This is a genomic window from Sphingomonas sp. Leaf34, assembly GCF_001421805.1.
In the GTDB taxonomy this organism is placed as follows: domain Bacteria; phylum Pseudomonadota; class Alphaproteobacteria; order Sphingomonadales; family Sphingomonadaceae; genus Sphingomonas.
In genome coordinates, this window is sequence record NZ_LMLC01000005.1 from 155,253 (window position 1) to 177,398 (window position 22,146).

General features: G+C 66.2%; 21 protein-coding genes, 1 other RNA gene and 1 pseudogene. 18 read left to right on the forward strand and 5 right to left on the reverse strand.

All coding sequences use genetic code 11. The features are described from left to right. The first annotated feature begins 100 nt into the window (after nucleotides 1-100). The 6 genes and pseudogenes from rimP (at nucleotide 101) to rbfA (ending at nucleotide 6,929) form a co-directional block, all read left to right on the forward strand. On the forward strand, nucleotides 101-697 hold the full coding sequence (rimP, locus tag ASF00_RS15160; protein WP_055881131.1) for a ribosome maturation protein RimP: 597 nt from the start codon (nucleotides 101-103) through the stop codon (nucleotides 695-697). Then, nucleotides 697-2,304: pseudogene (nusA, locus tag ASF00_RS15165) on the forward strand (transcription termination factor NusA); the annotation flags it as partial. The gene rimP and the pseudogene nusA, both read left to right, overlap by 1 nt. Nucleotides 2,305-2,465: 161 nt before the next feature. Continuing rightward, nucleotides 2,466-2,705, forward strand: a complete 240-nt coding sequence (locus ASF00_RS15170; RefSeq protein WP_055881134.1) for a tautomerase family protein — start codon at nucleotides 2,466-2,468, stop codon at nucleotides 2,703-2,705. Nucleotides 2,706-2,829: 124 nt separating this feature from the next. Further along, nucleotides 2,830-3,570: a DUF448 domain-containing protein gene (locus ASF00_RS15175; RefSeq protein ID WP_055881137.1), complete on the forward strand. Its 741-nt coding sequence runs from the start codon at nucleotides 2,830-2,832 to the stop codon at nucleotides 3,568-3,570. Next, nucleotides 3,567-6,413 carry a translation initiation factor IF-2 gene (gene infB, locus ASF00_RS15180; RefSeq protein ID WP_055881139.1) on the forward strand — a complete coding sequence of 949 codons (2,847 nt, stop codon included), beginning with the start codon at nucleotides 3,567-3,569 and terminating at the stop codon, nucleotides 6,411-6,413. Before ASF00_RS15175 ends, infB begins: the two co-directional genes overlap by 4 nt. A gap of 120 nt (nucleotides 6,414-6,533) precedes the next feature. Then, nucleotides 6,534-6,929: a 30S ribosome-binding factor RbfA gene (gene rbfA / locus ASF00_RS15185; protein ID WP_055881142.1), complete on the forward strand. Its 396-nt coding sequence runs from the start codon at nucleotides 6,534-6,536 to the stop codon at nucleotides 6,927-6,929. Here rbfA and ASF00_RS15190 read toward each other — a convergent pair. Then, nucleotides 6,926-7,420, reverse strand: a complete 495-nt coding sequence (locus ASF00_RS15190) for a hypothetical protein (protein ID WP_055881145.1) — start codon at nucleotides 7,418-7,420, stop codon at nucleotides 6,926-6,928. The genes rbfA and ASF00_RS15190 overlap by 4 nt on opposite strands. Nucleotides 7,421-7,517: 97 nt before the next feature. Between ASF00_RS15190 and ASF00_RS15195 the strand changes: the two genes are divergently transcribed. The 7 genes from ASF00_RS15195 (at nucleotide 7,518) to ASF00_RS15225 (ending at nucleotide 14,800) form a co-directional block, all read left to right on the forward strand. After that, complete coding sequence (locus ASF00_RS15195) at nucleotides 7,518-8,093, forward strand: thymidine kinase (protein ID WP_055881148.1); 576 nt, start codon at nucleotides 7,518-7,520, stop codon at nucleotides 8,091-8,093. Nucleotides 8,094-8,308: 215 nt separating this feature from the next. Further along, nucleotides 8,309-9,304 (forward strand): tRNA pseudouridine(55) synthase TruB, encoded by a 996-nt coding sequence (gene truB, locus ASF00_RS15200; protein ID WP_055881150.1) that lies wholly within the window; start codon nucleotides 8,309-8,311, stop codon nucleotides 9,302-9,304. Between the two features lie 18 nt (nucleotides 9,305-9,322). Next, a complete protein-coding gene (gene rpsO, locus ASF00_RS15205; RefSeq protein WP_055881152.1) occupies nucleotides 9,323-9,592 on the forward strand; it encodes a 30S ribosomal protein S15 in 270 nt (89 codons plus the stop codon). Between the two features lie 240 nt (nucleotides 9,593-9,832). Further along, a complete protein-coding gene (pnp, locus tag ASF00_RS15210; RefSeq protein ID WP_055881154.1) occupies nucleotides 9,833-12,247 on the forward strand; it encodes a polyribonucleotide nucleotidyltransferase in 2,415 nt (804 codons plus the stop codon). Between the two features lie 141 nt (nucleotides 12,248-12,388). Further along, nucleotides 12,389-12,757, forward strand: a complete 369-nt coding sequence (locus tag ASF00_RS15215) for a response regulator (protein WP_055881156.1) — start codon at nucleotides 12,389-12,391, stop codon at nucleotides 12,755-12,757. A gap of 253 nt (nucleotides 12,758-13,010) precedes the next feature. Beyond that, on the forward strand, nucleotides 13,011-13,655 hold the full coding sequence (locus ASF00_RS15220; RefSeq protein ID WP_235525901.1) for a GDSL-type esterase/lipase family protein: 645 nt from the start codon (nucleotides 13,011-13,013) through the stop codon (nucleotides 13,653-13,655). After that, on the forward strand, nucleotides 13,652-14,800 hold the full coding sequence (locus ASF00_RS15225; RefSeq protein WP_055881162.1) for an acyltransferase family protein: 1,149 nt from the start codon (nucleotides 13,652-13,654) through the stop codon (nucleotides 14,798-14,800). Before ASF00_RS15220 ends, ASF00_RS15225 begins: the two co-directional genes overlap by 4 nt. Nucleotides 14,801-14,891: 91 nt before the next feature. Here the strand turns inward: ASF00_RS15225 and ssrA are convergent. Further along, nucleotides 14,892-15,247: a transfer-messenger RNA gene (gene ssrA / locus ASF00_RS18130) on the reverse strand. Between the two features lie 110 nt (nucleotides 15,248-15,357). Here ssrA and ASF00_RS15230 point away from each other — a divergent pair. Further along, nucleotides 15,358-15,789: an RrF2 family transcriptional regulator gene (locus ASF00_RS15230; RefSeq protein WP_055881164.1), complete on the forward strand. Its 432-nt coding sequence runs from the start codon at nucleotides 15,358-15,360 to the stop codon at nucleotides 15,787-15,789. 146 nt (nucleotides 15,790-15,935) lie between these two features. On the opposite strand, the gene mscL is transcribed toward ASF00_RS15230, so the two are convergent. Further along, a complete protein-coding gene (mscL, locus tag ASF00_RS15235; protein WP_055881167.1) occupies nucleotides 15,936-16,406 on the reverse strand; it encodes a large conductance mechanosensitive channel protein MscL in 471 nt (156 codons plus the stop codon). A gap of 105 nt (nucleotides 16,407-16,511) precedes the next feature. Between mscL and ASF00_RS15240 the strand changes: the two genes are divergently transcribed. Genes ASF00_RS15240 through ASF00_RS15255 form a run of 4 tightly spaced genes read left to right on the forward strand, consistent with a single transcriptional unit; the run spans nucleotide 16,512 to nucleotide 19,194 of the window. Further along, nucleotides 16,512-17,108 carry a LemA family protein gene (locus tag ASF00_RS15240; protein WP_055881169.1) on the forward strand — a complete coding sequence of 199 codons (597 nt, stop codon included), beginning with the start codon at nucleotides 16,512-16,514 and terminating at the stop codon, nucleotides 17,106-17,108. 16 nt (nucleotides 17,109-17,124) lie between these two features. After that, nucleotides 17,125-18,021, forward strand: coding sequence for a TPM domain-containing protein (locus ASF00_RS15245; RefSeq protein ID WP_055881172.1), 897 nt, complete (start codon nucleotides 17,125-17,127; stop codon nucleotides 18,019-18,021). A gap of 1 nt (nucleotide 18,022) precedes the next feature. Then, complete coding sequence (locus ASF00_RS15250; protein ID WP_055881175.1) at nucleotides 18,023-18,694, forward strand: TPM domain-containing protein; 672 nt, start codon at nucleotides 18,023-18,025, stop codon at nucleotides 18,692-18,694. Then, nucleotides 18,691-19,194 carry an NUDIX hydrolase gene (locus tag ASF00_RS15255; RefSeq protein ID WP_055881178.1) on the forward strand — a complete coding sequence of 168 codons (504 nt, stop codon included), beginning with the start codon at nucleotides 18,691-18,693 and terminating at the stop codon, nucleotides 19,192-19,194. Before ASF00_RS15250 ends, ASF00_RS15255 begins: the two co-directional genes overlap by 4 nt. A gap of 130 nt (nucleotides 19,195-19,324) precedes the next feature. On the opposite strand, the gene ASF00_RS15260 is transcribed toward ASF00_RS15255, so the two are convergent. Together ASF00_RS15260 and hrpB are read right to left on the reverse strand one after the other, a co-directional pair. Continuing rightward, complete coding sequence (locus ASF00_RS15260; RefSeq protein ID WP_055881180.1) at nucleotides 19,325-19,606, reverse strand: ETC complex I subunit; 282 nt, start codon at nucleotides 19,604-19,606, stop codon at nucleotides 19,325-19,327. Between the two features lie 10 nt (nucleotides 19,607-19,616). After that, nucleotides 19,617-22,139 carry an ATP-dependent helicase HrpB gene (gene hrpB, locus ASF00_RS15265; protein ID WP_055882335.1) on the reverse strand — a complete coding sequence of 841 codons (2,523 nt, stop codon included), beginning with the start codon at nucleotides 22,137-22,139 and terminating at the stop codon, nucleotides 19,617-19,619. Nucleotides 22,140-22,146 lie beyond the last annotated feature (7 nt).

The window sequence follows — 22,146 nt, forward strand, 5'->3', positions numbered from 1 at the left end:
GCGTATAGAGACATCACTTCTCTACATCGCCAGGTGAAGAGGCTGCGGGGCTTGCTCCGCGGCGGAAACCCCCTGTGCTTTGGCCCTGTTTGGAATTTCGATGGCGAATATCGCCCTGCTGACCGACCTGATCGAACCCGAAGCCAAGGCGCTCGGCCTCAGCCTCGTGCGCGTGCGCATGCAGGGCGGCAAGTCCGACCCGACGCTACAGGTGATGGCCGAACGCCCCGACACCCGCCAGCTGGTGATCGAGGATTGCGCCGAGCTGTCGCGCCGCATCTCGGACAAGTTCGATGCGCTCGAGGCCGAGGGCAAGGACCCGGTCGGCGAGGACGCGTATCGTCTTGAGGTATCGAGCCCCGGTATCGACCGCCCGCTGACCCGGCTCCAGGACTTTGCCGACTGGGAAGGCCAGGAGGCGCGTATCCGCCTCGTCGAGCCGTTCGAGGATCGCAAGCAGATCTCGGGCAACCTGATGGGCGTCGAGGGGACCAAGATCACCGTCGACGTGAACAAGCACAAGATCATGACGATCGACTTCAGCCAGGTCGCCGATGCCAAGCTCGTCATGACCGACCGACTCATCGCCGCGACCGCGCCGCTCTCGATCGAAGGCGCGGACGAAGTTTTCTATCAAGACACGCCCACCGATGAGCCTGACGCTCACGAGGCCGACACCGAAGAAGGACAGCATTGATGGCCACGGCAGTCACCGCAAACCGCGCGGAACTGATCGCGATCGCGAATTCGGTCGCGTCGGAGAAGATGATCGACAAGGCGATCGTGATCGAGGCGATGGAGGACGCGATCCAGCGCGCCGCCCGTTCGCGCTACGGCGCCGAGAACGACATCCGCGCCAAGCTCGATCCGAACACCGGCGATCTGCGCCTGTGGCGCGTCGTCGAGGTGGTCGAGGCGGTCGATGACTATTTCAAGCAGGTCGACGTCAAGGGCGCGCAAAAGCTCCAGAAGGACGCAGCGCTCGGTGACTTCATCGTCGATCCGCTGCCCCCGATCGAGTTCGGCCGCATCGCCGCACAGGCCGCCAAGCAGGTCATCTTCCAGAAGGTCCGCGACGCCGAACGCGAGCGCCAGTTCGAAGAGTATAAGGACCGCGCGGGCGAGATCATCACCGGCGTCGTCAAGCGCGTCGAATTCGGCCATGTCGTCGTCGACCTAGGCCGTGCAGAAGGCGTCATCCGCCGCGACGCGCAGATTCCGCGCGAAGTGGTACGCGTCAACGACCGCATCCGTTCGCTGATCCTCAACGTCCGCCGCGAGAACCGCGGTCCGCAGATCTTCCTCAGCCGCGCCCACCCCGACTTCATGAAGAAGCTGTTCGCGCAGGAAGTCCCCGAAATCTACGACGGCATCATCGAGATCAAGGCTGCGGCCCGCGATCCCGGTTCGCGTGCCAAGATCGGCGTCATCAGCCATGATTCGTCGATCGATCCGGTCGGCGCCTGCGTCGGCATGAAGGGCAGCCGCGTGCAGGCCGTCGTGCAGGAAATGCAGGGCGAGAAGATCGACATCATCCCCTGGTCGCCCGACATCGCGACCTTCGTCGTCAACGCGTTGCAGCCGGCATCGGTCAGCCGCGTCGTGATCGACGAGGAAGAAGAGCGCATCGAGGTGGTCGTTCCCGATGACCAGCTTTCGCTGGCGATCGGCCGTCGTGGCCAGAACGTGCGACTCGCGTCGCAGCTGACCGGCAAGGCGATCGACATCCTCACCGAGGCCGATGCTTCGGAGAAGCGCCAGAAGGACTTTGTCGAGCGCTCGGCGATGTTCGAGAAGGAGCTCGACGTCGACGAGACGCTCGCGCAGCTGCTGGTCGCCGAAGGGTTCACCAGCCTGGAAGAGGTCGCCTATGTCGAGGTCGAGGAGATCGCCGGCATCGAGGGCTTCGACGAGGATCTGGCGGGCGAGCTGCAGAACCGCGCGACCGAGGCGCTCGAGCGTCGCGACGCGGCCAGCCGCGAAGAGCGCACCGCGCTCGGCGTGGAGGACGCGCTGATCGACATGCCGTATCTGAACGAGGCGATGCTCGTCACGCTCGGCAAGGCGGGGATCAAGACGCTCGACGACCTCGCCGATCTGGCGACCGACGAGCTGGTCGAGAAGAAGCGCGTCGAGCCACGCCGTCGCAACGACGACGCGCCCAAGCGTCCCGAGCCCAAGGGCGGCATTCTCGCCGAATACGGCCTGAGCGACGAGCAGGGTAACGAGATCATCATGGCCGCGCGTGCGCACTGGTTCGAGGACGAGGCCCCCGAAGCTGACGCCGACGAGGCGGACGAGGCTCCGGTGGAAGCGGCTTCGGCTGATGACGCCGTGGTCGAGGACGCTGCAACTGAAGAGACGACGGCCGACGAAGCCGTGGCTGAGGACGCTCCGGCGGACGACGCTTCGGTCGAGGACGCTGCGGACAAGACCGACACGAAAAGCGAGGGCGACAAGGCCTGATGCCCTTCGTCAGCATTCGCATCTCGGGGTCTGCCACGAAGGACCAGAAGTCCGGCATCGTCGCCGACGTCACCCAGTCGCTCGTGCAGCGGCTGGGAAAGAACCCGGCTGCGGTGCAGATCGTGATCGAGGAAGTCTCGACCGAGAATTACGGCGCGGGCGGCCAGCTGCTGGTCGACCGCGACGCGCCCAAGACAACTCCAGCGCAGGAGGACGCACATGCGGAACCCTCCCGATGAGACGCTAGGCGCTACCGACGACCTTCCTTCCTCCCCTCCCGCTAGCGGGAGAGGACCGAAGGGTGGGCGCCCGGCCTCGGCCAAGAACAAGGATGGTGCCGGGCGCAAGCCCAAGCCATCTCGCTTGCGCGAGGGGGATGAAGACGCCCCCATCCGCAAGTGCATCCTGTCAGGCGAGCGCGACGTTCGCCCGCATCTGGTGCGACTCGCGCTGGCCCCCGATGGCCAGATTCATCCCGACGTGCGTGCCAAGGCTCCTGGCCGCGGTGCGTGGATCGGGGTGACGCGACTCGAACTCGAGGCGGCGATCAAGAAGGGCAAGCTGAAAGGCGCGCTCGCGCGAGCGTTCAAAACCGGCGAGTTTACCATCGCACCCGAGCTTCCAGCGATGATCGAATCCGCACTTGCGCGTAACGCGCTCGACCGGCTCGGGCTCGAATCGCGCTCGGGGACGGTGCTGATCGGCTCCGACCGGATCGAGCAGAACGCACGCCAGGGCAAGCTGAAGGCGCTGTATCACGCGTCCGACGCTGCCGAGGATGGCAACCGCAAGCTCGACCAGGCCTGGCGCATCGGCAACGATGTCGAGGGCTCGGGTTTGCGGGGGTTGGCACTGCCTGCGTCGCGCACCATATTGGCGTTGGCGCTGGGACGGGAAAATGTGGTACACATTGGCCTGACAGACCGCGCTGCAGCAAAGCGGGTGAGCGAAGCGCTTGACCGTTGGCTGCATTTTATCGGCTCCGAACCTTCTTCCGTGTCTTGCGAAACGGCCTCGCAGGGCGCATCGGCGTCACAAAATATAGGGGCGTCCGGATCGACCGGACAACGCCCGGCCGTGGACATGACTGAGGAATTTGAGTGAGCGACACGGACAACGAGAAGCCGAAACTTGGCATGCGCGCACCTTTGGGTGTGAAGCGCACGGTCGAGACCGGCCAGGTGAAGCAGAGCTTCAGCCACGGCCGATCGAATACGGTGATCGTGGAAACCAAGCGTGCGCGCGTGCTGCGCCGTCCGGGCGAGCCCGACGTGCAGGTTGCGGACGCGGCACCGATTGCCGCGCCCGCCCCGGCGGCTGCCCCCGCAGCCCCGGCACCGCAGGCGCGCGCACCGCAGCCTGCGCCCGCCCCTGTGCGTCAGCAGCAGAGCAATCTGTCGCCGCAAGAGCGCCAGGCCAAGCTGCTCCGCGAGGCTGAAGAGCAGCGCATGAACACGCTGGAAGAAGGGCGTCGTCGCCAAGAGGCCGAGCGCGCCAAGGCGATCGAAGACGAGCGTAACCGCGTCGCTGAGCGTGCGCGTGCCGAGGCTGAAGCCAAGGCGCCGAAGCCCGTCGAGGCTCCTGCGCCCGCACCCGCTCCTGTGGTCGAAGCGGCTCCCGCTCCGGTCGCAGCACCGACGCCAGCGCCTGCGCCGGCTCCGGTCGAAGCCCCCGTTGCTGCGGCGCCCGCCCCGGCTCCGGTTGCTGCACCGAAGCCTGCGCCCGCGCCGGTTGCCGCGGCGCCTGCACCGGCTCCCAAGCCTGCGCCGGCGCCTGTCGCACCGCCGGCACCGCCGCCCATCATCGAACTGACTCGCGATCCGGCATTCCCGGCACCGCGCCGGTTCTCGCCGGTCGCACGTCCAGAGCGTCCTCCACCGCCGCCGAAGCCTGTCGCTGCCCCCGCTGCCGCGGCGCCGGCAACGACCGGCAACGCCGGCACGACCGCCGCTCGCCCAGGTGCAACCGGTGCGAATGCTCCGGCCGGTGGCGTCCGTCGCGACGCAGTGCCAGCGCGTCCGCAGCAGCGTGACCGCAAGGGTGACGATCGTCGCACCTCGGGCAAGCTCACCGTCAACCGCGCGCTCGGCGATGGTGATGGTGCACGTGCCCGCAGCCTCGCCGCGCTGAAGCGTGCGCGCGAGAAGGAGCGTCGCGGCACGGGTGGTCCGCGCGAGGCGCAGGCCAAGCAGATCCGCGACGTCGTCGTCCCCGAGGCGATCACGGTGCAGGAACTCGCCAACCGCATGGCCGAGAAGGGCGCCGACCTCGTCAAGGCGCTGTTCAAGATGGGCATGCCCGTCACGATGACGCAGACGATCGACCAGGATACCGCCGAGCTGCTCGTCACCGAGTTCGGCCACAACCTGACGCGCGTCAGCGATGTCGACCAGGATCTGGCCAACGACACGATCGACGATGCCGAAGAGACGCTGAAGCCCCGCGCTCCGGTCGTCACGATCATGGGTCACGTCGATCACGGCAAGACGTCCCTGCTCGACGCGCTGCGCGGCACCGACGTGGTGCGCGGCGAAGCGGGTGGCATCACTCAGCATATCGGCGCGTATCAGGTCACGCTGAAGGACAAGTCGAAGATCACCTTCCTCGACACGCCGGGCCATGAGGCGTTCACGCAGATGCGTGCGCGCGGCGCGGACGTCACCGACATCGTCATCCTGGTGGTGGCGGCGGACGACGGCCTGATGCCGCAGACGGTGGAGGCGATCGCCCACACCAAGGCAGCGGGCGTGCCGATGATCGTCGCGATCAACAAGATCGACAAGGAAGGCGCCAATGCCCAGAAGGTGCGCGAGCGCCTGCTGAGCGAGGAGATCGTGGTCGAGGACATGGGCGGCGACGTCCAGGACGTCGAAGTCTCCGCGACCAAGAAGATCGGTCTCGACACGCTGATCGAGAAGATCCAGCTCCAGGCCGAACTGCTCGAACTGCGCGCCAATCCGGATCGCGCGGCCGAGGGTACGGTGATCGAGGCCAAGCTCGACAAGGGTCGTGGCCCGGTCGCGACGATCCTCGTCAACCGCGGTACGCTCAAGGTCGGCGACATCTTCGTCGTCGGCGGCGAGAGCGGCAAGGTCCGCGCGCTGGTCGACGACAAGGGCAAGCAGATCAAGGAAGCGGGTCCGGCCATGCCGGTCGAGGTCCTGGGTCTGTCGGGCGTGCCGTCTGCGGGCGATCCGTTCCAGGTCGTCGAGAACGAGGCACGGGCTCGCGAAGTCGCGGAATATCGTCGCAGCGTGAAGACCGACAAGCGGACCGCCTCGGTTCCTGCCAGCCTCGAGAGCATGTTCTCGGCGCTCAAGGAAAAGCAGGCGATCGAATATCCGCTGGTCGTCAAGGCCGATACGCAGGGCACGGTCGAGGCGATCGTCGGGGCGATCAACAAGATCTCCACCGATCTGATCAAGGCGCGCGTGCTCAGCTCGGGCGTCGGCGGCATCACGGAGTCGGACGTCACGTTGGCGGCGGCATCGGGTGCACCGATCATCGGCTTCAACGTCCGTCCGAACGCCAAGGCACGCGAGATCGCCGAGCGCCAGAAGGTCGCGTTCAAATATTACGACGTGATCTACGACCTGATCGACGAGATCCGGGCGGGGATGGCCGGTGAGCTTGGGCCGGAAGCGTTCGAGACGGTCGTCGGTCGTGCCGACATCCGCGAGGTCTTCTCGGCGGGCAAGCATGGCAAGGCGGCGGGTCTGCTCGTCACCGAAGGCAATATCCGCAAGGCGCTCAAGGCGCGCATCACGCGCAACGACGTCATCATCTACCAGGGCGAAATCGCATCGCTGCGTCGCTTCAAGGATGATGTCGCGGAAGTCCGCGCCGGGCTGGAATGTGGTGTGACGTTCACGTCGAACTTCGTCGACATCAAGGCCGGCGACGTCCTCGAGACGTTCGAAGTCGAGATGCGCGAACGCACGCTTTGATGACGTAGAGCCCTTTCCTCCTCGGAGGAGAGGGTCGGGTGAGGGGCTGCCCCGGGCGATAGCGTTCGCGGCCTCCCCTCACCCCCACCCTCTCCCCGGAGGGGCGAGGGAGAGAGAAGAATGAAAGCCGATACCTCAGAAGTAAAAGTCGTCCGCAGCTTGCGGGTCGGCGAACAGGCGCGTCACGCGCTGTCGGACATCCTCGCACGCGGCGACGTCCATGATCCGGTGCTCGAAAAGCACCTCGTGACGATCACCGAGGTGCGCATGTCCCCCGACCTGCGTCACGCCACCGTCTTCGTGAAGCCATTGCTCGGCAAGGACGAGGAAAAGGTGCTGAAGGCGCTGCGGACCAACACCGCCTATCTCCAGCGCGAAGTCGCGAACCGGGTGCAGATGCGGTATGCCGCCAAGCTGAAGTTCCTCGCCGACGAGAGCTTTGACGAGGGCACGCATATCGACACGCTGCTGCGCGACCCGCACATCGCCCGCGATCTGGCAGCCGACGAGGGCTAGAAGAGGACGCCTCGTCGCGCCCGTTGGCCGATGGCGACGCAGCTTGCCCAAAGAATGATCGCGCAGGGAATACCCGTTGCGGTGTGCCGATCCGCCCCGGGCAGCAGCAAAGCGACCGCGCCCGTCGCGATCATCGCCAGCCCGGTCGCATAATAGACCGGCATCGGGATGCCGCGCGCGAGCGGCAGGAAGTGCAACCCGACGACGATCGCCAGGATCGGAACCGCGGCATCGGGGATGCCGAGCTTCGGGGTCAGCGCGAACGTCGCGAATATCGCGACTCCCTCGACCATCGTCCAGATTCCGATCAGCCGACCGATGCGCTTGGAGTCCGCCGCTGTCCGCTCCGGCGCGGGTATACGGCTCGCCCAGGTGATTAAAATAACCGAGATCACCATCGGGATAGCCTTCGCCGGCCATCCGAACCCGGCAAGACCGATAGCGCCCCAAACCGTCGCGAAGATATTAAGAACCCAGATGGCACCGCGCATGACAATCCCCCGATATCGTCGCCGATGGTATCTGGCCGGGATGCAATGTCCATACGCGCAGTGGACGCATCATAGGGCGCACGCCTAGAGACGCGCCATGGCCAAGCTGTATTTCTACTACGCGTCGATGAACGCGGGGAAGTCGACGAACCTGTTGCAGGCGGACTTCAACTATCGCGAGCGGGGGATGCGGACGATGCTGTTCACCGCCGCGATCGACGACCGGTTCGCGGCGGGCACGATCACCTCGCGGATCGGACTGGAGGCACCCGCGATCTCGTTCGATGCGACGACCGATATCGGTGCGTGCGTCACCCAGCAGCACGGGGAGGAGGCGATCTCGTGCGTACTCGTCGACGAGGCGCAGTTCCTGACGCCCGCACAGGTCGACCAACTCGCCCATGTCTGCGACGTCGTTGGCATTCCGGTGCTGGCGTACGGGTTGCGCACCGATTTCCAGGGTGCGCTGTTTCCGGGGTCGGCGCGGTTGCTGGCGCTGGCGGACTCGCTGGTCGAGATCAAGTCGGTGTGCATGTGCGGGCGCAAGGCGACGATGAACCTGCGCGTCGATGCGGGCGGGCGGGCGATCGCCGAGGGGCAGCAGACAGAGATCGGCGGCAACGACCGCTATGTCGCGCTATGCCGCCGGCATTTCACCGAGGCTTTGGGGTAGCTCCGCCGCCCTCCCATTACCCCCTTCCGTTCGTGCTGAGCGAAGTCGAAGCACTCGTGCCAATGCCCTTCGGCTTCCCACTACCCCGTCATCCTGACGAAAGTCAGGATCCAGAGTTACGGATCGCGGCCTACATGGCTCTGGATCCTGACTTTCGTCAGGATGACGGAGCGTGCGGGGCTCGCCCCGACTTACGATCTTCAAGGACTTTTCTCATGCATGGCTGGATCATTCTCGACAAGCCACTCGGGCTCGGCTCGACCCAAGGTGTGTCCGCGGTGAAGCGCGCGCTGCGTGAGGGCGGCTATGGCAAGTTTAAGGTAGGCCACGGCGGTACGCTCGATCCGCTCGCGACCGGCGTGCTGCCGATCGCGGTCGGCGAGGCGACCAAGCTTGCCGGGCGGATGCTCGACAGCGACAAGATCTATGATTTCACGGTGATGTTCGGGGTGCAGACCGACACGCTCGATGCCGAGGGAGTGAGCATCGCCACCTCCGACGTGCGACCGACGATGGCGGCGGTCGAGGCGGTGTTGGCGCAGTTCACCGGGCCGATTTCGCAGGCGCCACCGGCCTATTCGGCGCTGAAGGTCGATGGCGAGCGCGCCTACGACCTCGCGCGCGCCGGGCAGGACGTGGTGCTGGCCAGCCGCAACGTGACAATTTATTCGCTATCCTCCCCGGTACGGGGAGGGGGACCAGCGAAGCTGGTGGAGGGGGGCTTCGGCGAACGGGACGGTCTCGGCGAGTCCCCCTCCACCACCGTCCAAGCGGACGTTGATCCCCCTCCCCGTTCCGGGGAGGAATTGGACGAAGTCACGCTGACCGCGCACGTCTCCAAGGGCACCTATATCCGCAGCCTCGCGCGTGACATCGCGCTGGCGCTCGGCACGGTCGGTCACGTTACCATGCTGCGCCGCATCAAGGCGGGTCCGTTCGACCTCTCCGCCGCGATATCGCTGGACAAACTGGACGAACTCGCTAAGGCCTCCGCGCTTGAAGATGTACTTCTGCCCTTGAGGGTGGCGCTGGACGACATCCCGGCTCTCTCCCTCACCCCCGACCAGGCAGGGGCGCTCCGACAGGGGCGTATCTTGGCCGGGATCGCCGCAGACGATGGCCAATACTTTGCCGAGCTGGACGCCGTCCCGGTCGCGCTGGTCGAGGTCGAGGACGGAGACGTCCGGGTCGTTCGCGGTTTCAATCTGTGATGTCGTAGGACGAATTTCATGACGATTACCGCTGAACGCAAGACCGAGCTCGTCAAGGAGCATTCGCGCGCCGAGGGCGATACCGGTTCGCCGGAAGTCCAGGTCGCGATCCTGACCGAGCGCATCAAGAACCTGACCGAGCACTTCAAGGGCCACAAGAAGGACAACCACTCGCGTCGTGGTCTTCTCATGATGGTCAACAAGCGCCGGACGCTGCTGGATTATCTCCGTCACAAGGACGGCCAGCGCTACCTGGATCTGATCGCGAAGCTCGGCCTTCGCAAGTAACCGAAGGGGCGGCCGAAAGGTCGCCCCTTTTGGCATTATGGCAAAAAGATTCTAGAATGGCGGCGCGCGCGACACGCAGTGTACCCCGATTGGGCCCCGGCCTTCGCCGGGGAAGACTTAAGGGAAAGGCAATTCGGCCGATCCCTTTAGGAGCGACAACTCGCTCCACACCGCCGCGAGCCGGCTTAGCTCGCACATAGGCCCCGGTCGGCATCTGGCCGCCGGAGTGAAGGAAACGAAATGTTCGATACCAAAACAGTAAGCGCCCAGTGGGGCGGCAAGACGCTGACGCTCGAGACCGGCCGCGTGGCCCGTCAGGCAAACGGCGCCGTGCTCGCCACCCTCGGCGAGACCGTCGTTCTGTGCGCCGTCACGGCTGCACGGACCGTCAAGGAAGGGCAGGATTTCTTCCCGCTCACCGTCCATTACCAGGAGAAGTTCTCCGCAAGCGGCCGCATCCCCGGTGGCTTCTTCAAGCGTGAGCGCGGCGCGACCGAAAAGGAGACGCTGACCAGCCGTCTCATCGATCGCCCGATCCGTCCCCTCTTCCCAGAGGGTTTCTACAACGAGATCAACGTGATCTGCCAGGTTCTGTCGTATGACGGCGAGAACGAGCCGGACATCCTCGCGATGGTCGCGGCATCGGCAGCGCTGACGATCTCGGGCGTGCCGTTCATGGGCCCGATCGGCGCAGCGCGCGTCGGCTATGTCGATGGCGCCTACATCCTCAACCCGACGCTCGACGAAGCCAAGGCGGGTGATCTCGACCTCGTCGTCGCCGCCACCGGCCAGGCCGTGATGATGGTCGAATCGGAAGCCAAGGAGCTTTCGGAAGAGATCATGCTCGGCGCGGTCCAGTTCGCGCACAAGGCATGCCGCGAAGCCGCCAACCTGATCATCGATCTGGCCGAGCAGGCCGCCAAGGATCCTTGGGAAATGGCCGAGCAGGCCGACCTGTCGACCGCCAAGGACAAGCTGAAGAAGCTGATCGGCAAGGACATTGCGGCTGCCTACAAGGTGACCGACAAGTCCAAGCGTTCGGACCTGCTGAACGCCGCTCGTGGGAAGGGCAAGACCGCCTTTGCCGATGCGACCCCGCAGGACCAGATGGCGGCCGGCAAGCTGATGAAGAAGTTGGAGGCGGAGATCGTCCGCGGCGCCATCCTCAAGGACGGCACCCGCATCGACGGCCGCACCACTACGCAGATCCGTCCGATCGAGGCGATGGTCCACTTCCTCCCGCGCACGCATGGCTCGGCGCTGTTCACGCGCGGCGAGACGCAGTCGATCTGCACCACCACGCTCGGCACGCGCGACGCAGAGCAGATGATCGACGGCCTGAACGGGCTTTCGTACGAAAACTTCATGCTGCACTACAACTTCCCGCCCTACTCGGTCGGTGAAGTCGGTCGCTTCGGTGCGCCGGGTCGTCGCGAAGTCGGCCACGGCAAGCTCGCCTGGCGCGCGCTGCACCCGGTGCTGCCGTCGAAGGAAGAGTTCCCGTACACGATCCGCGTTCTGTCGGACATCACCGAGTCGAACGGCTCGTCGTCGATGGCGACGGTCTGCGGCGGTTCGCTGTCGATGATGGACGCTGGCGTTCCGCTGAAGCGTCCGGTGTCGGGCATCGCGATGGGCCTGATCCTCGAGGGCAAGAACTTCGCGGTTCTGTCGGACATCCTGGGCGACGAGGATCACCTCGGCGACATGGACTTCAAGGTGGCTGGCACGTCCGAGGGCATCACCACGATGCAGATGGACATCAAGATCGCCGGCATCACCGAAGAGATCATGGGCAAGGCGCTGGCACAGGCCAAGGAAGGCCGCGCGCACATCCTGGGCGAAATGGCCAAGGCGCTCGACCACACGCGTGAGGAGCTGTCGGCACACGCACCGCGGATCGAGACCTTCACGATCGAGAAGTCGAAGATTCGTGAAGTCATCGGCACCGGCGGCAAGGTGATCCGCGAGATCGTCGCGCAGACCGGCGCCAAGGTCGACATCGACGACGAGGGCGTGATCAAGGTGTCGTCGTCCGACCCCGCGCAGATCGAAGCTGCAATCAAGTGGATCAAGGGCCTCGTCGAGGAAGCCGAAGTCGGCAAGGTCTATGACGGCAAGGTCGTCAACCTGGTGGACTTCGGTGCGTTCGTGAACTTCATGGGTGGCAAGGACGGTCTCGTCCATGTGTCCGAAATCAAGAACGAGCGCGTCGAGAAGGTCTCGGATGCGCTCAGCGAAGGCCAGGAAGTCAAGGTCAAGGTCCTCGAGATCGATCCGCGCGGCAAGGTTCGCCTGTCGATGCGCGTCGTCGACCAGACGACCGGCGAAGAGCTGGAAGATACCCGCCCGGCGCGTGAGCCCCGTGAGGGTGGCGATCGTGGTCCGCGCGGCCCGCGTCGCGATGGCGATGGCGGTCGTGATGCCGGTAACGGCGGCGGCGGTCGTGGTCCGCGCGGCGAAGGCGGCGGTGACCGTGGTCCCCGTGGCCCGCGTCGTGACGGCGATGGCGGTCGTGATGCCGGCGGCAACGGCGGTGGCCGTGGCCCGCGTCGTGACGGCGGTGGCGGCGAGCGCGCACCCCGCGCCGAGCGTTCGGACGGCGACAAGGCCCCCGAGTTCGCGCCGGCGTTCCTGACGGGCGATCGCGACTAAGTCTTTGCGACTTAACATAAATTAATGCAGGGGCTCGGGAAACCGGGCCCCTTTCTCGTTAGACCAACCGCCTGCCGCATTGTTTCACGAAGAAGACGGTTAATCTCGGAACGGAGCAATGGGCCAGCAGTTCGAACCGATATGAATTGCACCCTGAAGTCCGTCATCCTCGTCGTCGACGACGATCCTCTCGTCCGCGTCCACTCTCACTTGGCCCTAGAGGACGCAGGTTTCGAAGTAGTCGAGGCCAGTAACGCCCGCGACGCCTTGGCGCGTCTCGAGGAACGCCCCGACATCGGCGCGCTGTTCACCGACATCAGAATGCCGGGCCACCTCGATGGCGTGGGCTTGGCCAACGCGGTTTACGATCGGCGTCCGGACATCGCCATTCTCGTCACGTCGGGTGCGGGCGAGATTTGCGAGACGACGTTACCCGGGGAGGCCCGCTTCATCGCGAAACCCTATACCGGCGCGCAGTTAAGCCGGCTGTTGCACAAGCAGCTCGATTGACAGCGTTCGCGACGACCGTCGCGGATTAACGTTTGGCTTACGCCCCGCCGCTATGTCGCCCTACCGAGGCAATAGGTGAGGCGCAGTGGCGCGAGGCGACAACGATATTCCTGCGGCCCGGCGTCATGAAGGTCTTAGACGCTTCACGCTGTCCACATCGCGATTGGCTGAACTCGGCAAGCTAAGCGTCGCCGTTTTGGTTTTTGCGGTAATTTTCGGGGGCGGTCTGTTCGTGATGCAATCGCGCGCCGCGATGCGGGCAGCATCCGCGACGCTGCCCAACCGCGCGCACCCAAGCGAATGCCCGCTGTGGTTTATCGGCAGTTCGACAATCCAGAAATGGACGACGCTGGCGAGCGACATGGCGCCTTTTGACGTCCGCAACCGCGGGGTCGACGGCGCGACGATGCCCGAGTTGCTGCAAATGGTCCGTAACGAACCCCATGGAGCGCCGCCTCGCGCGATCGTCTTCTACGCGGGTGAGAACGATATCGCCAAAGGAGCAAGCGCCGCCGACGATGTCGCCAATCTACGGACATTCCTGGCACTTAAGTCGGCGAAATGGGGTAATGTCCCGGTCGTGATCGTGTCGCTCAAACCGACGCCGACCCGGTGGGGCAACCTCCCAGAACAGACCAGCTTCAATACTGCCGCGCGCGCGATCGCGCGGCGTACGCCCGGCGCGACCTTCGTCAACATCGTCCCGCTCTTCTTGGTCAACCATCGGCCCGGTGCATTTTATGTCGATGACGGCATCCATCTGAATTCGAAGGGCTATGGCAGGCTGACCTCTGCGATGAAGCCGGTACTGACGGCAATCGTTCGACACACGTCTGCACGGGCGTGTCCGCCATCGCTCGAAGCGCGGTCCACAGGTCCGGCGATCGTTCGGCTATGAGCCCGGGCGCAGCTGGCACCAGGATCGAAGGTCTGTCGATGTGGCGGGCGATCCTGATGCTCGGCGGCGTCATCCTGCACGGTGCGATCGGCTTGGAACATATCCCCGTATTTGCCGCGATCCCGCTGATATCGCACGCATTCCGGATGGGGAGCTTCATGCTGATTTCCGGGCTGTTGTGCGGGTACGCCTTGGCGCGCCGCCGGTCACCGCTGGCATGGCTGGGTCGGCGCACCGTTCAGATCGGCATGCCGCTGCTGGTCGGGCTACTCGTGATATGTCCGCTGATCGGCTACATGCTCGACGATCTTCCCGATCGCACGCGCTGGCCCTTTGTGATCGCGCAGGACTGGTATCACCTCTGGTTCCTTGTCGCGTTACTCGCCTACGCGCCGCTCAGCTACGCGTTCCACCAGTGGGATCGCCGCTCCGGCGCAATCGCTCGGATCGAGCGCGCTCTCACCAATCGTTCAATTGGCTCCAGCCGGTCGGCGCAGACAATCATCCTCCTCGCGACCGCGCTTGCTTGCTGCGCGCTGATGATGCTTACGCGACAGGTTCTGGCGGGGCAAACCCCGCCGCGCTATGCCGCGCCTTTGTCGCACATCCAGCTGATGCTCGGTTATGCGCCTTTCTATCTGCTCGGGTTCCTGCTCGCGCGGTCGCCGATGCTGTTCCGGACGATGACTCACTCGATCCGGACACCGGTCATCATCTTGGTCTGCGTTGGTATCACCTATGCGAGTTGGTTCGGCGGCGCGAGCCTGGCGCTTGATCCGCTCCGCCGGGCGATCGTCGGCGATCTCGTCGAGCTTATCGGCATGGCGGTCTGCCCGCCCGCCGCATCGATCTTGATCCTGCGCTCGGCCGTGAAGATACGGACCATCCCGACGATCGTTCGGCAATTTGCCGATGCATCGTTCACGATTTATATCCTGCACTTCCCTATCATCATCGCGACAAAGTTGATACTCGTGCGCGTGTCGTGGAATCCTTATGCCGCGTTCGCATTCACCGTCGCGCTGGCATCGGCAGTCGCATACGCGGCGCACGTCCTGCTGGTCGAACGCTACGCACCCGCGGCGTTTCTCTTGAACGGGCGCTATCTGGAGGCGGCAAAGGCATCTGCCGACACGATCGCGTGAGGATAACGACCGCCGTGGCCTAAAAGCCGCATCTTGGACTGACCATGCATGAAGTGGGGAGCTTCTGTTGCTCGGTGCCCCCCGTACCGCCGGTGTCCACTTCTGTTGCCCGGTGTGGCCCGAACCGCGCTTTCGTCCGTATAACTTAGGTCGTTAGACCGTCAGTTATGCGGCAATTGCGAGTGCTTCGTTATCGTTGGCACTTGTGTATGGGCCGTTGCGGTGGTCCCATTCCGAGCGAAACATAGCGTCGTTGAACACACGTCGATCCTAGTTCGACCCCGTCATCGTCCCCCTCTTGCGAAGAGGGCGGTGGTGGAGTCGCCGGGTACTGCCCCCGGGTCCGCTGTGTCTATGACACGCCACGGTTTATCGCCATAGCCGCCAAGAGAGAATTCCCCCAACGGCAAGCCCGATATAGGGAAGGCGCAGCGCGATGAAAAGCCCGGCTTATGCTGCTTTCTTGGCCCGATCGGCCCCGATCGCCATTCTCACCGCACGCAACGTGCCAAACCGCCTTCCACTCGCCACAAACCGCGTGCATAGCAATTTGCATTATGTTGACGCAGCGCTCCCGCTACGCGCTTCGCGCGATGATCTTTCTTGGCGGGGCCCCCGTCGGTGGCCCTCCGATCCCGATGACTCGCATCGCTGCCGAAGCGAACGTGCCGCGCAAGTTTCTCGAGCTGATCCTTGCCGATCTGCGCGAATCCGGCCTGCTCCACAGCCATCGCGGCAAGATGGGCGGCTATCGCCTGTCGCGCCCCAGCCACCTGATCTCGCTCGGCGAGATCATCCGGATCATCGAGGGGCCGCTCGCGCTCGTCCCGTGCGTCAGCCGGACGGCCTACCGGCCCTGCCTCGACTGCAAGAGCGAGGCGGATTGCGCGATCCGCTATGCGATGATGCGCGTCCGCGACGAAACCGCGCGGATCCTCGACGGCACGAGCCTGGCGGATGCAAACGCCGAGGATCTCGCCGCCGCGTGAAGTTTTCCTTCTCCCCATCGGGGAGAAGGTGGCGCGGCAGCGCCGGATGAGGGGGTGTTGGGATCCCGCGCCGAAGCCTCAGGCCCCTCACCCTTCCGTCGCCTAACGGCTCCTTCCTCTCCCCGCAGGGGAGAGGGACAGGGCGGTCACCCCCTAGCCTTCAGCTCGTCGCGGATCTCGCGCAGCAACGCGATCTCGACCGGCTCGGGTGCAGGCGCGACCGGGGTCGCCTCTTCCTCGCGCTTCAGCCGCGCGGTCTCGCGCTCGATCAGCGCCGCGGTGCGGTTCACCACGCGCAGGATCATGAAGATGATGCCAGCGACGATCACGAAATTGACGAGCTGCGTCGCGAACGCGCCATAGCCGAGCAGCGGCACGCCCGCCTTCTTGAGCGCCGCGTAATCGCTGAGCGAGCCCGCATAATTCGCCGGCACTGGCCCCATCTGCCAGAAATAGCTCGAGAAATCGAGCCCGCCAAAGATCTTGCCGATCACCGGCATCAGCACGTCGTCGGTCAGCGACGTGACGATCTTCCCGAACGCCGCGCCGATAATCACCGCGATGGCGAGATCGAGCACGTTGCCGCGCATGATGAACGCCTTGAATTCCTTGAGCATCCGCGCCCCCTTCTTAAATCCCGCATAAAGTTAACCGCCGATTTCGGTTTCGCCAACCCTGCCGGCTGTCCTATGAGGGCGATACAGCTATTCAGGAGAACCCCGATGTCACGTGCCCCAATCGCCCGCGGCGGCGCCGCGATCCTCCTCGCATTCGCGCTCGCGGGCTGCGGGATCAACAGCATCCCAACCGCCGAGGAAAATGTGAAGGCGCGCTGGGCCGACGTGCAGAACGACTATCAGCGCCGCGCCGACCTGATCCCCAACCTCGTCGCCACGGTGAAGGCGGCGGGCGCGCAGGAGAAGGATATCCTAGTCCAGGTGACGCAGGCACGTGCTGCTGCGAACTCGGTCCAGGTGTCGGCGGACGATCTCTCCGATCCGGCCAAGATGGCGCAGTATCAGCGCGTCCAGGGCGCGGTCGGAGTCTCGCTCCAGCGGCTGCAGGAGGCGTATCCCGAGCTGAAGAGCCAGGGCAACTACACCACGCTGATGAGCCAGCTCGAGGGTACCGAGAATCGCATCACGATCGCGCGCCGCGATTACAACGGCGCGGTGCAGGCGTACAACACCAAGATCCGCACCTTCCCCGACGCGGTCGGCGCGAAGATCTTCTACGGTGCCAAGCCGATGGTGCCGTTCGCGGCGACCACGCCCGGTGCAGAGACCGCGCCGACGGTAAACTTCGGCAACGCGAGCTGATGATGGGGTCTGCGCGATGACCCGCTACCTTGCCACGCTGGCCTGCGCGGTGCTGCTGGGAAGCGGCACCGTCACCGGGGCCGCCACCGCGCAGACCTTGCCCAAGTTCACCGGCTTCGTCGTCGATGCGGCCAATGTCATTCCGCCCGACCAGGAAGCGGCGCTGACCAAGCGGCTCGACGATTTGAAGAAATCGTCGGGCAACCAGCTCGTCGTCGCGACCGTGCCCGATCTCGAAGGCTATCCGATCGAGGATTACGGCAATCGCCTGATCCGGGGCTGGGGTGTCGGGTTGAAGGATGCGAACAACGGCGCGATCCTGCTGGTGGCGCCGAACGACCGCAAGGTGCGGATTGAGGTCGGCTACGGGCTCGAACCCGTACTGACCGACGCGTTCTCCAGCGTCGTCATCAACCAGCAGATCCTGCCGCGGTTCAAGGCAGGCGATATTCCCGGCGGCATCGTCGCGGGGACGAATGCGGTCGCGGACCAGCTCGCGCTGCCCGATGCCGAGGCGCGCGCGAAAGTGGCGGCGGCGGCGGCCGAATATGACAAGACGCATCGGCGGTCGACGTCGGGCGGCGGCGGCGTGCCGATCGGGCTGATCTTCTTCGGGATCGTGCTCGCGGCGATCATCATCCCGATGCTGTCGCGGCGCGCCGGCGGCAGGCGCTATACCGATGGCGGCAGCGGTGGCGGCAGCGGCGCCCTGCCGATCGTGCTGTGGAGCATCGCCGACGCGATGACGCGTGGCGGCGGTGGTGGTGGCGGCGGCTGGAGTGGCGGCGGCGGTGACAGCGGCGGCGGTGACAGCGGCGGCGGTGACAGCGGCGGCGGCGGCTGGGGCGGCGGCGGTTTCGGCGGTGGCGGCGGTGGATCCGGCGGCGGCGGCGGCGCATCGGGGAGTTGGTGACATGCGGTTGAGCGAAACCGATCACGACCGGGTCACCGCGGCAGTGACGCAGGCGGAGACCGCGACGACCGGCGAGATCGTCACGATCGTCGCGCGGCAGTCCGATTCTTATCACGACGTATCGATGCACTGGGCCGTGCTGGGCATGCTGCTGACGCTGGCGCTGCTCGCGTTCCGGCCGATTGTGGCGGATCATATCTATGTGCGTCTCGTCGATCCCTGGGCGCAATCCGCCCCGCAGGGCGCGCTCTATGCGATCGCGCTGGTGCTGGTGACGCTGGTGTTCCTCGGCGTGCGGCTCGTTCTGGCGGCGACCTCGGTGCGCGTCGCGCTCACCCCCGGCGCGACCAAGGCGCGTCGCGTCCGGCGGCGCGCGCTGCTCCTGTTCCGCGCGGGCGCCGAGAAGCGGACCAAGGGCGCGACCGGCGTGCTGCTGTATCTGTCGCTTGCCGAGCACCGTGCCGAGATCATCGCCGACGATGCGATCCACTCGCGCGTGCCGAACGAAACCTGGGGTGCGGCGATGGCGGCGGTGCTGGCCGGCGTCCGCGACGATCGCCCCGCCGACGGCATGGCCGATGCGGTCGCGCAGATCGGCCGCGTGCTCGCCGAGCATTTCCCGCGTACCGGTGCGCCGGTCAACGAACTTCCCGACAGGCTGATCGAACTATGAGCAAGACCGTATGGGCGGGCAAATTCCTGACCGTCCAGACCGAGGGCACGTGGGAATTCGCCGCGCGTCAGGGCCAGATCGCCGCGGCGGTCATCGTCGCGATCGACGATGGCGACGTGATTCTGGTCGAACAGTTCCGCGTTCCCTTGGGCCGCGCCTGCCTCGAACTGCCCGCGGGGCTGGTCGGCGACGAGACCGCGGGCGAGAGCGTCGCGGTGGCGGCCGGGCGCGAGCTTGAGGAAGAGACCGGCTACCGCGCCGACTCGATCGAAGATCTGGGCGTGTTCTACTCGTCGCCCGGGATGACCTCGGAATGCTTCACGCTGGTGCGTGCGACCGGGCTGACCAAGGTCGGTAACGGCGGCGGCGACAGCGACGAGAACATCACCGTGCACCGGGTTCCGCTGGCCGAGGTGCCGGCGTTCGTCGCGGCGAAGCGCAAGGCCGGCATCGCGATCGACACTAAGATGCTGCTGATCCTGGCGGGGTCCATACTCTAGCCCAGCCCCAGGCCGTCATCCTGGGCTCGACCCAGGATCCAGAGCCACGAGCGTCCGTGCCCGTAACTCTGGATCCCAGCCTTCGCTGGGATGCCGGTAAGACAGCAGCCGCGCGGCGAGCGCGCCCCGCTTACTTGAAGTTGTCGGCGTAGCTCTGAAGCTTCAGCGTCTTCTGCGGCGCAGGAACGACGGTGTACCCGAACCCTTCACGCTCGCAGTGCGCGATCGCCGCCTCCGCGGTCGGGAACAGCAGCCGGAGCTGGTCGCGCGTGTCGCCGCTGCCGGCCCAGCCGGTCAGCGGGTCGGGGCGCTTGGCCTCCGAGGGTTCGAATTCGAGCTGCCAGGCGTCGGTCCGGTGTTTGCCGGACTGCATGGCGTTCTTGGGGCGCTGGAAAATACGGGCGGTAGGCATGGATGCTCCCTTATCGCGAACCGGCGCCCCTTGCATCCGCCTTTTTCGTCCGCAGCGTGGCCGAGGCCGCGGCGGGGTCGTCGGGCCAGGGATGCTTGGGGTAGCGCCCGCGCATTTCCTTCGCCACCGCGGTCCAGCTGCCCGCCCAGAATCCCGGCAGGTCGCGCGTCGTCTGGATCGGTCGGCCGGCGGGCGATGTCAGGCTCAGCACCAGCGGCACGCGGCCCTCGCCGATCACCGGATGCACGCCGAGCCCGAACAGCGCCTGGACGCGGAGTTCGACGCGCGGGCCGCCCTCGGCCGCATAGTCGATCGCGTGCGTGCTGCCGGCGGGGCTGGTGAAATCGGGCGGGGCAAGGCGGTTGATCGTCTGCATCGCGTCCCAGCCGAGCAGGTTGCGCAACGCTTCGGCCAGCGCACCGGGCGCGATCGCATCGAGCCGGCGCTTGCCCGCCAGTAGCGGGGCGAGCCATTCCTCCACCCGGTCGAGCAGCGTCGCGTCGTCGAGCGGCACGCCGGCATAGGTGGCACGGTCACGCAACGCCTGCGCGCCGTCGCTCCACGCGAGTTGGCCGAGGCCATGCTCGCGGACGCCGGCCAGCAGCGCGGCGAGAATCGAGTCCGGATCCGCGCCGCTATCGGGGCCGCTGGACAGACGAATCGCGCCGAGCCGGCGTTCGCGCAACGCCTGGATCCCGCCGGTCGTGGAATCGAACACCACCGTGCGGCGCGATTCGATCCGGTCCGCGAACAGCGTTTCGACCGTGGCCTGCTCGATCGCAACGGCCGAGAGAATGCGTGCGCCCGCCGCCGAGCCTTGCGTGTCGGCGACCGCGAGCCATTCCGACCGCGCCAGCGGCGAGGTCGGGTCGAGCCGGAACCCCCGCCCGCCGACCGAAGCCCAGGTCTCCCCGGAGGCATCGCGCCGGCGCGCGACCCGATCGGGGAAGCCAAGCGCGACGCATACCTCTGCTCCCCTCCCGCCTGCGGGAGGGGTCGGGGGAGGGGCTGACCCAGCAACGCCGCGCCCCTGGTGTATGTCACGCCCCCCCCCAACCCCTCCCGCAAGCGGAAGGGGGGCAAGTTTCGCCCATCTCTCGGCCATCCCCCGCGCCGCCTGCGCCTTCGGCCCGCGCTCGGTCTTCCACCGGCGAAGACGCGTTTCGAGATCGACGTCCTGCCCGCCAATCCCGCGCTCGCCGAGCAGCACCGCAACCTGCGCCGCGACCGGCGCGAGGCCGCGCTCCCCCGCCCGCAACAGCATATGCGCCAGCCGTGGGGGCATCGGCAACTTCGCGATCGCGCGTCCGTGCGGCGTCGGGCGGCCGTCCTCGATCGCCTCCAGCGTCGTCAGTCGCGCCATCGCCTCGTCGATCGCAGCAGCCGGGGGCGGATCGATCCAGCGCAACTCACGCGGATCGCCGACGCCCCACAGCGCGCAGGCGAGCACCAGCGCCGACAGGTCCGCCTCCAGGATCTCGGGCGGATCGTAGCGCGGCAGCCCCGCGGTCGCCGCCTCTTCCCACAAGCGATACGCGACGCCCGGCCCAAGGCGGGCAGCGCGGCCGGCGCGTTGCGTCACCGCGGCCTGGCTTGCGCGCTCGGTCACCAGCCGAGTCATCCCCGCGGCGCGGTCGTAGCGTGGGCGCCGGGCGAGGGCTGAATCGACGACGATGCGGATCCCGTCGAGCGTCAGGCTGGTCTCGGCGATGCTGGTGGCGAGCACGACCTTGCGGCGGCCATCGGGTTCGGGAAGGATCGCGGCACGCTGCGCGGCGGGGTCGAGGCTGCCGTGAAGCTCGTGCAGCACGATATCGTCGGGAAGATTGGCGAGCCGGTCGGCGGTGCGTTCGATCTCCGCGACGCCGGGAAGGAAGGCGAGCACGCCGCCTTCCGCTTCGCCGAGCGCGCGACGGATCGCCGACGCGACCGAATCCTCGATCCGCAATTCCGCCTGGCGGCCGATATGGCGCAGCGTCAGCGGATAGCTACGCCCTTCGCTCTCGATCACCGGAGCGCCGTCCATGAGCGCAGCGAACCTAGCGCCATCGAGCGTCGCCGACATCGCGACGATACGCAGGTCGGGCCGGAACGCCGCCTGCACGTCGAGCGCGAGCGCGAGACCGAAATCGCCGTCGAGACTGCGCTCATGCACCTCGTCGAACAGCACCGCGGAGATGCCCGCGAGTTCGGGATCGCCCTGGATTCGCGCGACGAAGATGCCCTCCGTGATCACCGTGACCCGGGTCGCGGCGGACCGCTTGCTGTCCATGCGGGTCGCATAGCCGAAGGTCTGGCCGACCGGTTCGCCCGCGGTCGCCGCCATCCGCTCGGCCGCCGCCCGCGCCGCCAGGCGCCGCGGCGACAGCAGCAGGATCTCGCCGGCGCACCATGGCTCGGCTAGCAGGGCCGGCGCAACCGCGGTGGTCTTGCCCGCACCCGGCGGCGCGACGAGCACCGCCGATGATCGCGCGCGCAAAGCGGCGAGCAGGTCGGGCAGCACGGCAAGGATCGGCAGAGCAGGCGGAGTCATCGGCGCC

What these genes read in the sequence shown, in the direction of transcription:
- ASF00_RS15220 (WP_235525901.1), top strand. Translation starts at nt 13,011, where the DNA reads ATGCGGGCAGCATCCGCGACGCTGCCCAACCGCGCGCACCCAAGCGAA.
- ASF00_RS15240 (WP_055881169.1), top strand. Translation starts at nt 16,512, where the DNA reads ATGTCACGTGCCCCAATCGCCCGCGGCGGCGCCGCGATCCTCCTCGCA.
- pnp (WP_055881154.1), top strand. Translation starts at nt 9,833, where the DNA reads ATGTTCGATACCAAAACAGTAAGCGCCCAGTGGGGCGGCAAGACGCTG.
- rpsO (WP_055881152.1), top strand. Translation starts at nt 9,323, where the DNA reads ATGACGATTACCGCTGAACGCAAGACCGAGCTCGTCAAGGAGCATTCG.
- ASF00_RS15170 (WP_055881134.1), top strand. Translation starts at nt 2,466, where the DNA reads ATGCCCTTCGTCAGCATTCGCATCTCGGGGTCTGCCACGAAGGACCAG.
- mscL (WP_055881167.1), bottom strand. Translation starts at nt 16,406, where the DNA reads ATGCTCAAGGAATTCAAGGCGTTCATCATGCGCGGCAACGTGCTCGAT.
- rimP (WP_055881131.1), top strand. Translation starts at nt 101, where the DNA reads ATGGCGAATATCGCCCTGCTGACCGACCTGATCGAACCCGAAGCCAAG.
- ASF00_RS15260 (WP_055881180.1), bottom strand. Translation starts at nt 19,606, where the DNA reads ATGCCTACCGCCCGTATTTTCCAGCGCCCCAAGAACGCCATGCAGTCC.
- ASF00_RS15215 (WP_055881156.1), top strand. Translation starts at nt 12,389, where the DNA reads ATGAATTGCACCCTGAAGTCCGTCATCCTCGTCGTCGACGACGATCCT.
- ASF00_RS15190 (WP_055881145.1), bottom strand. Translation starts at nt 7,420, where the DNA reads ATGCGCGGTGCCATCTGGGTTCTTAATATCTTCGCGACGGTTTGGGGC.
- hrpB (WP_055882335.1), bottom strand. Translation starts at nt 22,139, where the DNA reads ATGACTCCGCCTGCTCTGCCGATCCTTGCCGTGCTGCCCGACCTGCTC.
- rbfA (WP_055881142.1), top strand. Translation starts at nt 6,534, where the DNA reads ATGAAAGCCGATACCTCAGAAGTAAAAGTCGTCCGCAGCTTGCGGGTC.
- ASF00_RS15255 (WP_055881178.1), top strand. Translation starts at nt 18,691, where the DNA reads ATGAGCAAGACCGTATGGGCGGGCAAATTCCTGACCGTCCAGACCGAG.
- truB (WP_055881150.1), top strand. Translation starts at nt 8,309, where the DNA reads ATGCATGGCTGGATCATTCTCGACAAGCCACTCGGGCTCGGCTCGACC.
- ASF00_RS15230 (WP_055881164.1), top strand. Translation starts at nt 15,358, where the DNA reads ATGTTGACGCAGCGCTCCCGCTACGCGCTTCGCGCGATGATCTTTCTT.
- ASF00_RS15195 (WP_055881148.1), top strand. Translation starts at nt 7,518, where the DNA reads ATGGCCAAGCTGTATTTCTACTACGCGTCGATGAACGCGGGGAAGTCG.
- ASF00_RS15250 (WP_055881175.1), top strand. Translation starts at nt 18,023, where the DNA reads ATGCGGTTGAGCGAAACCGATCACGACCGGGTCACCGCGGCAGTGACG.
- ASF00_RS15245 (WP_055881172.1), top strand. Translation starts at nt 17,125, where the DNA reads ATGACCCGCTACCTTGCCACGCTGGCCTGCGCGGTGCTGCTGGGAAGC.
- ASF00_RS15225 (WP_055881162.1), top strand. Translation starts at nt 13,652, where the DNA reads ATGAGCCCGGGCGCAGCTGGCACCAGGATCGAAGGTCTGTCGATGTGG.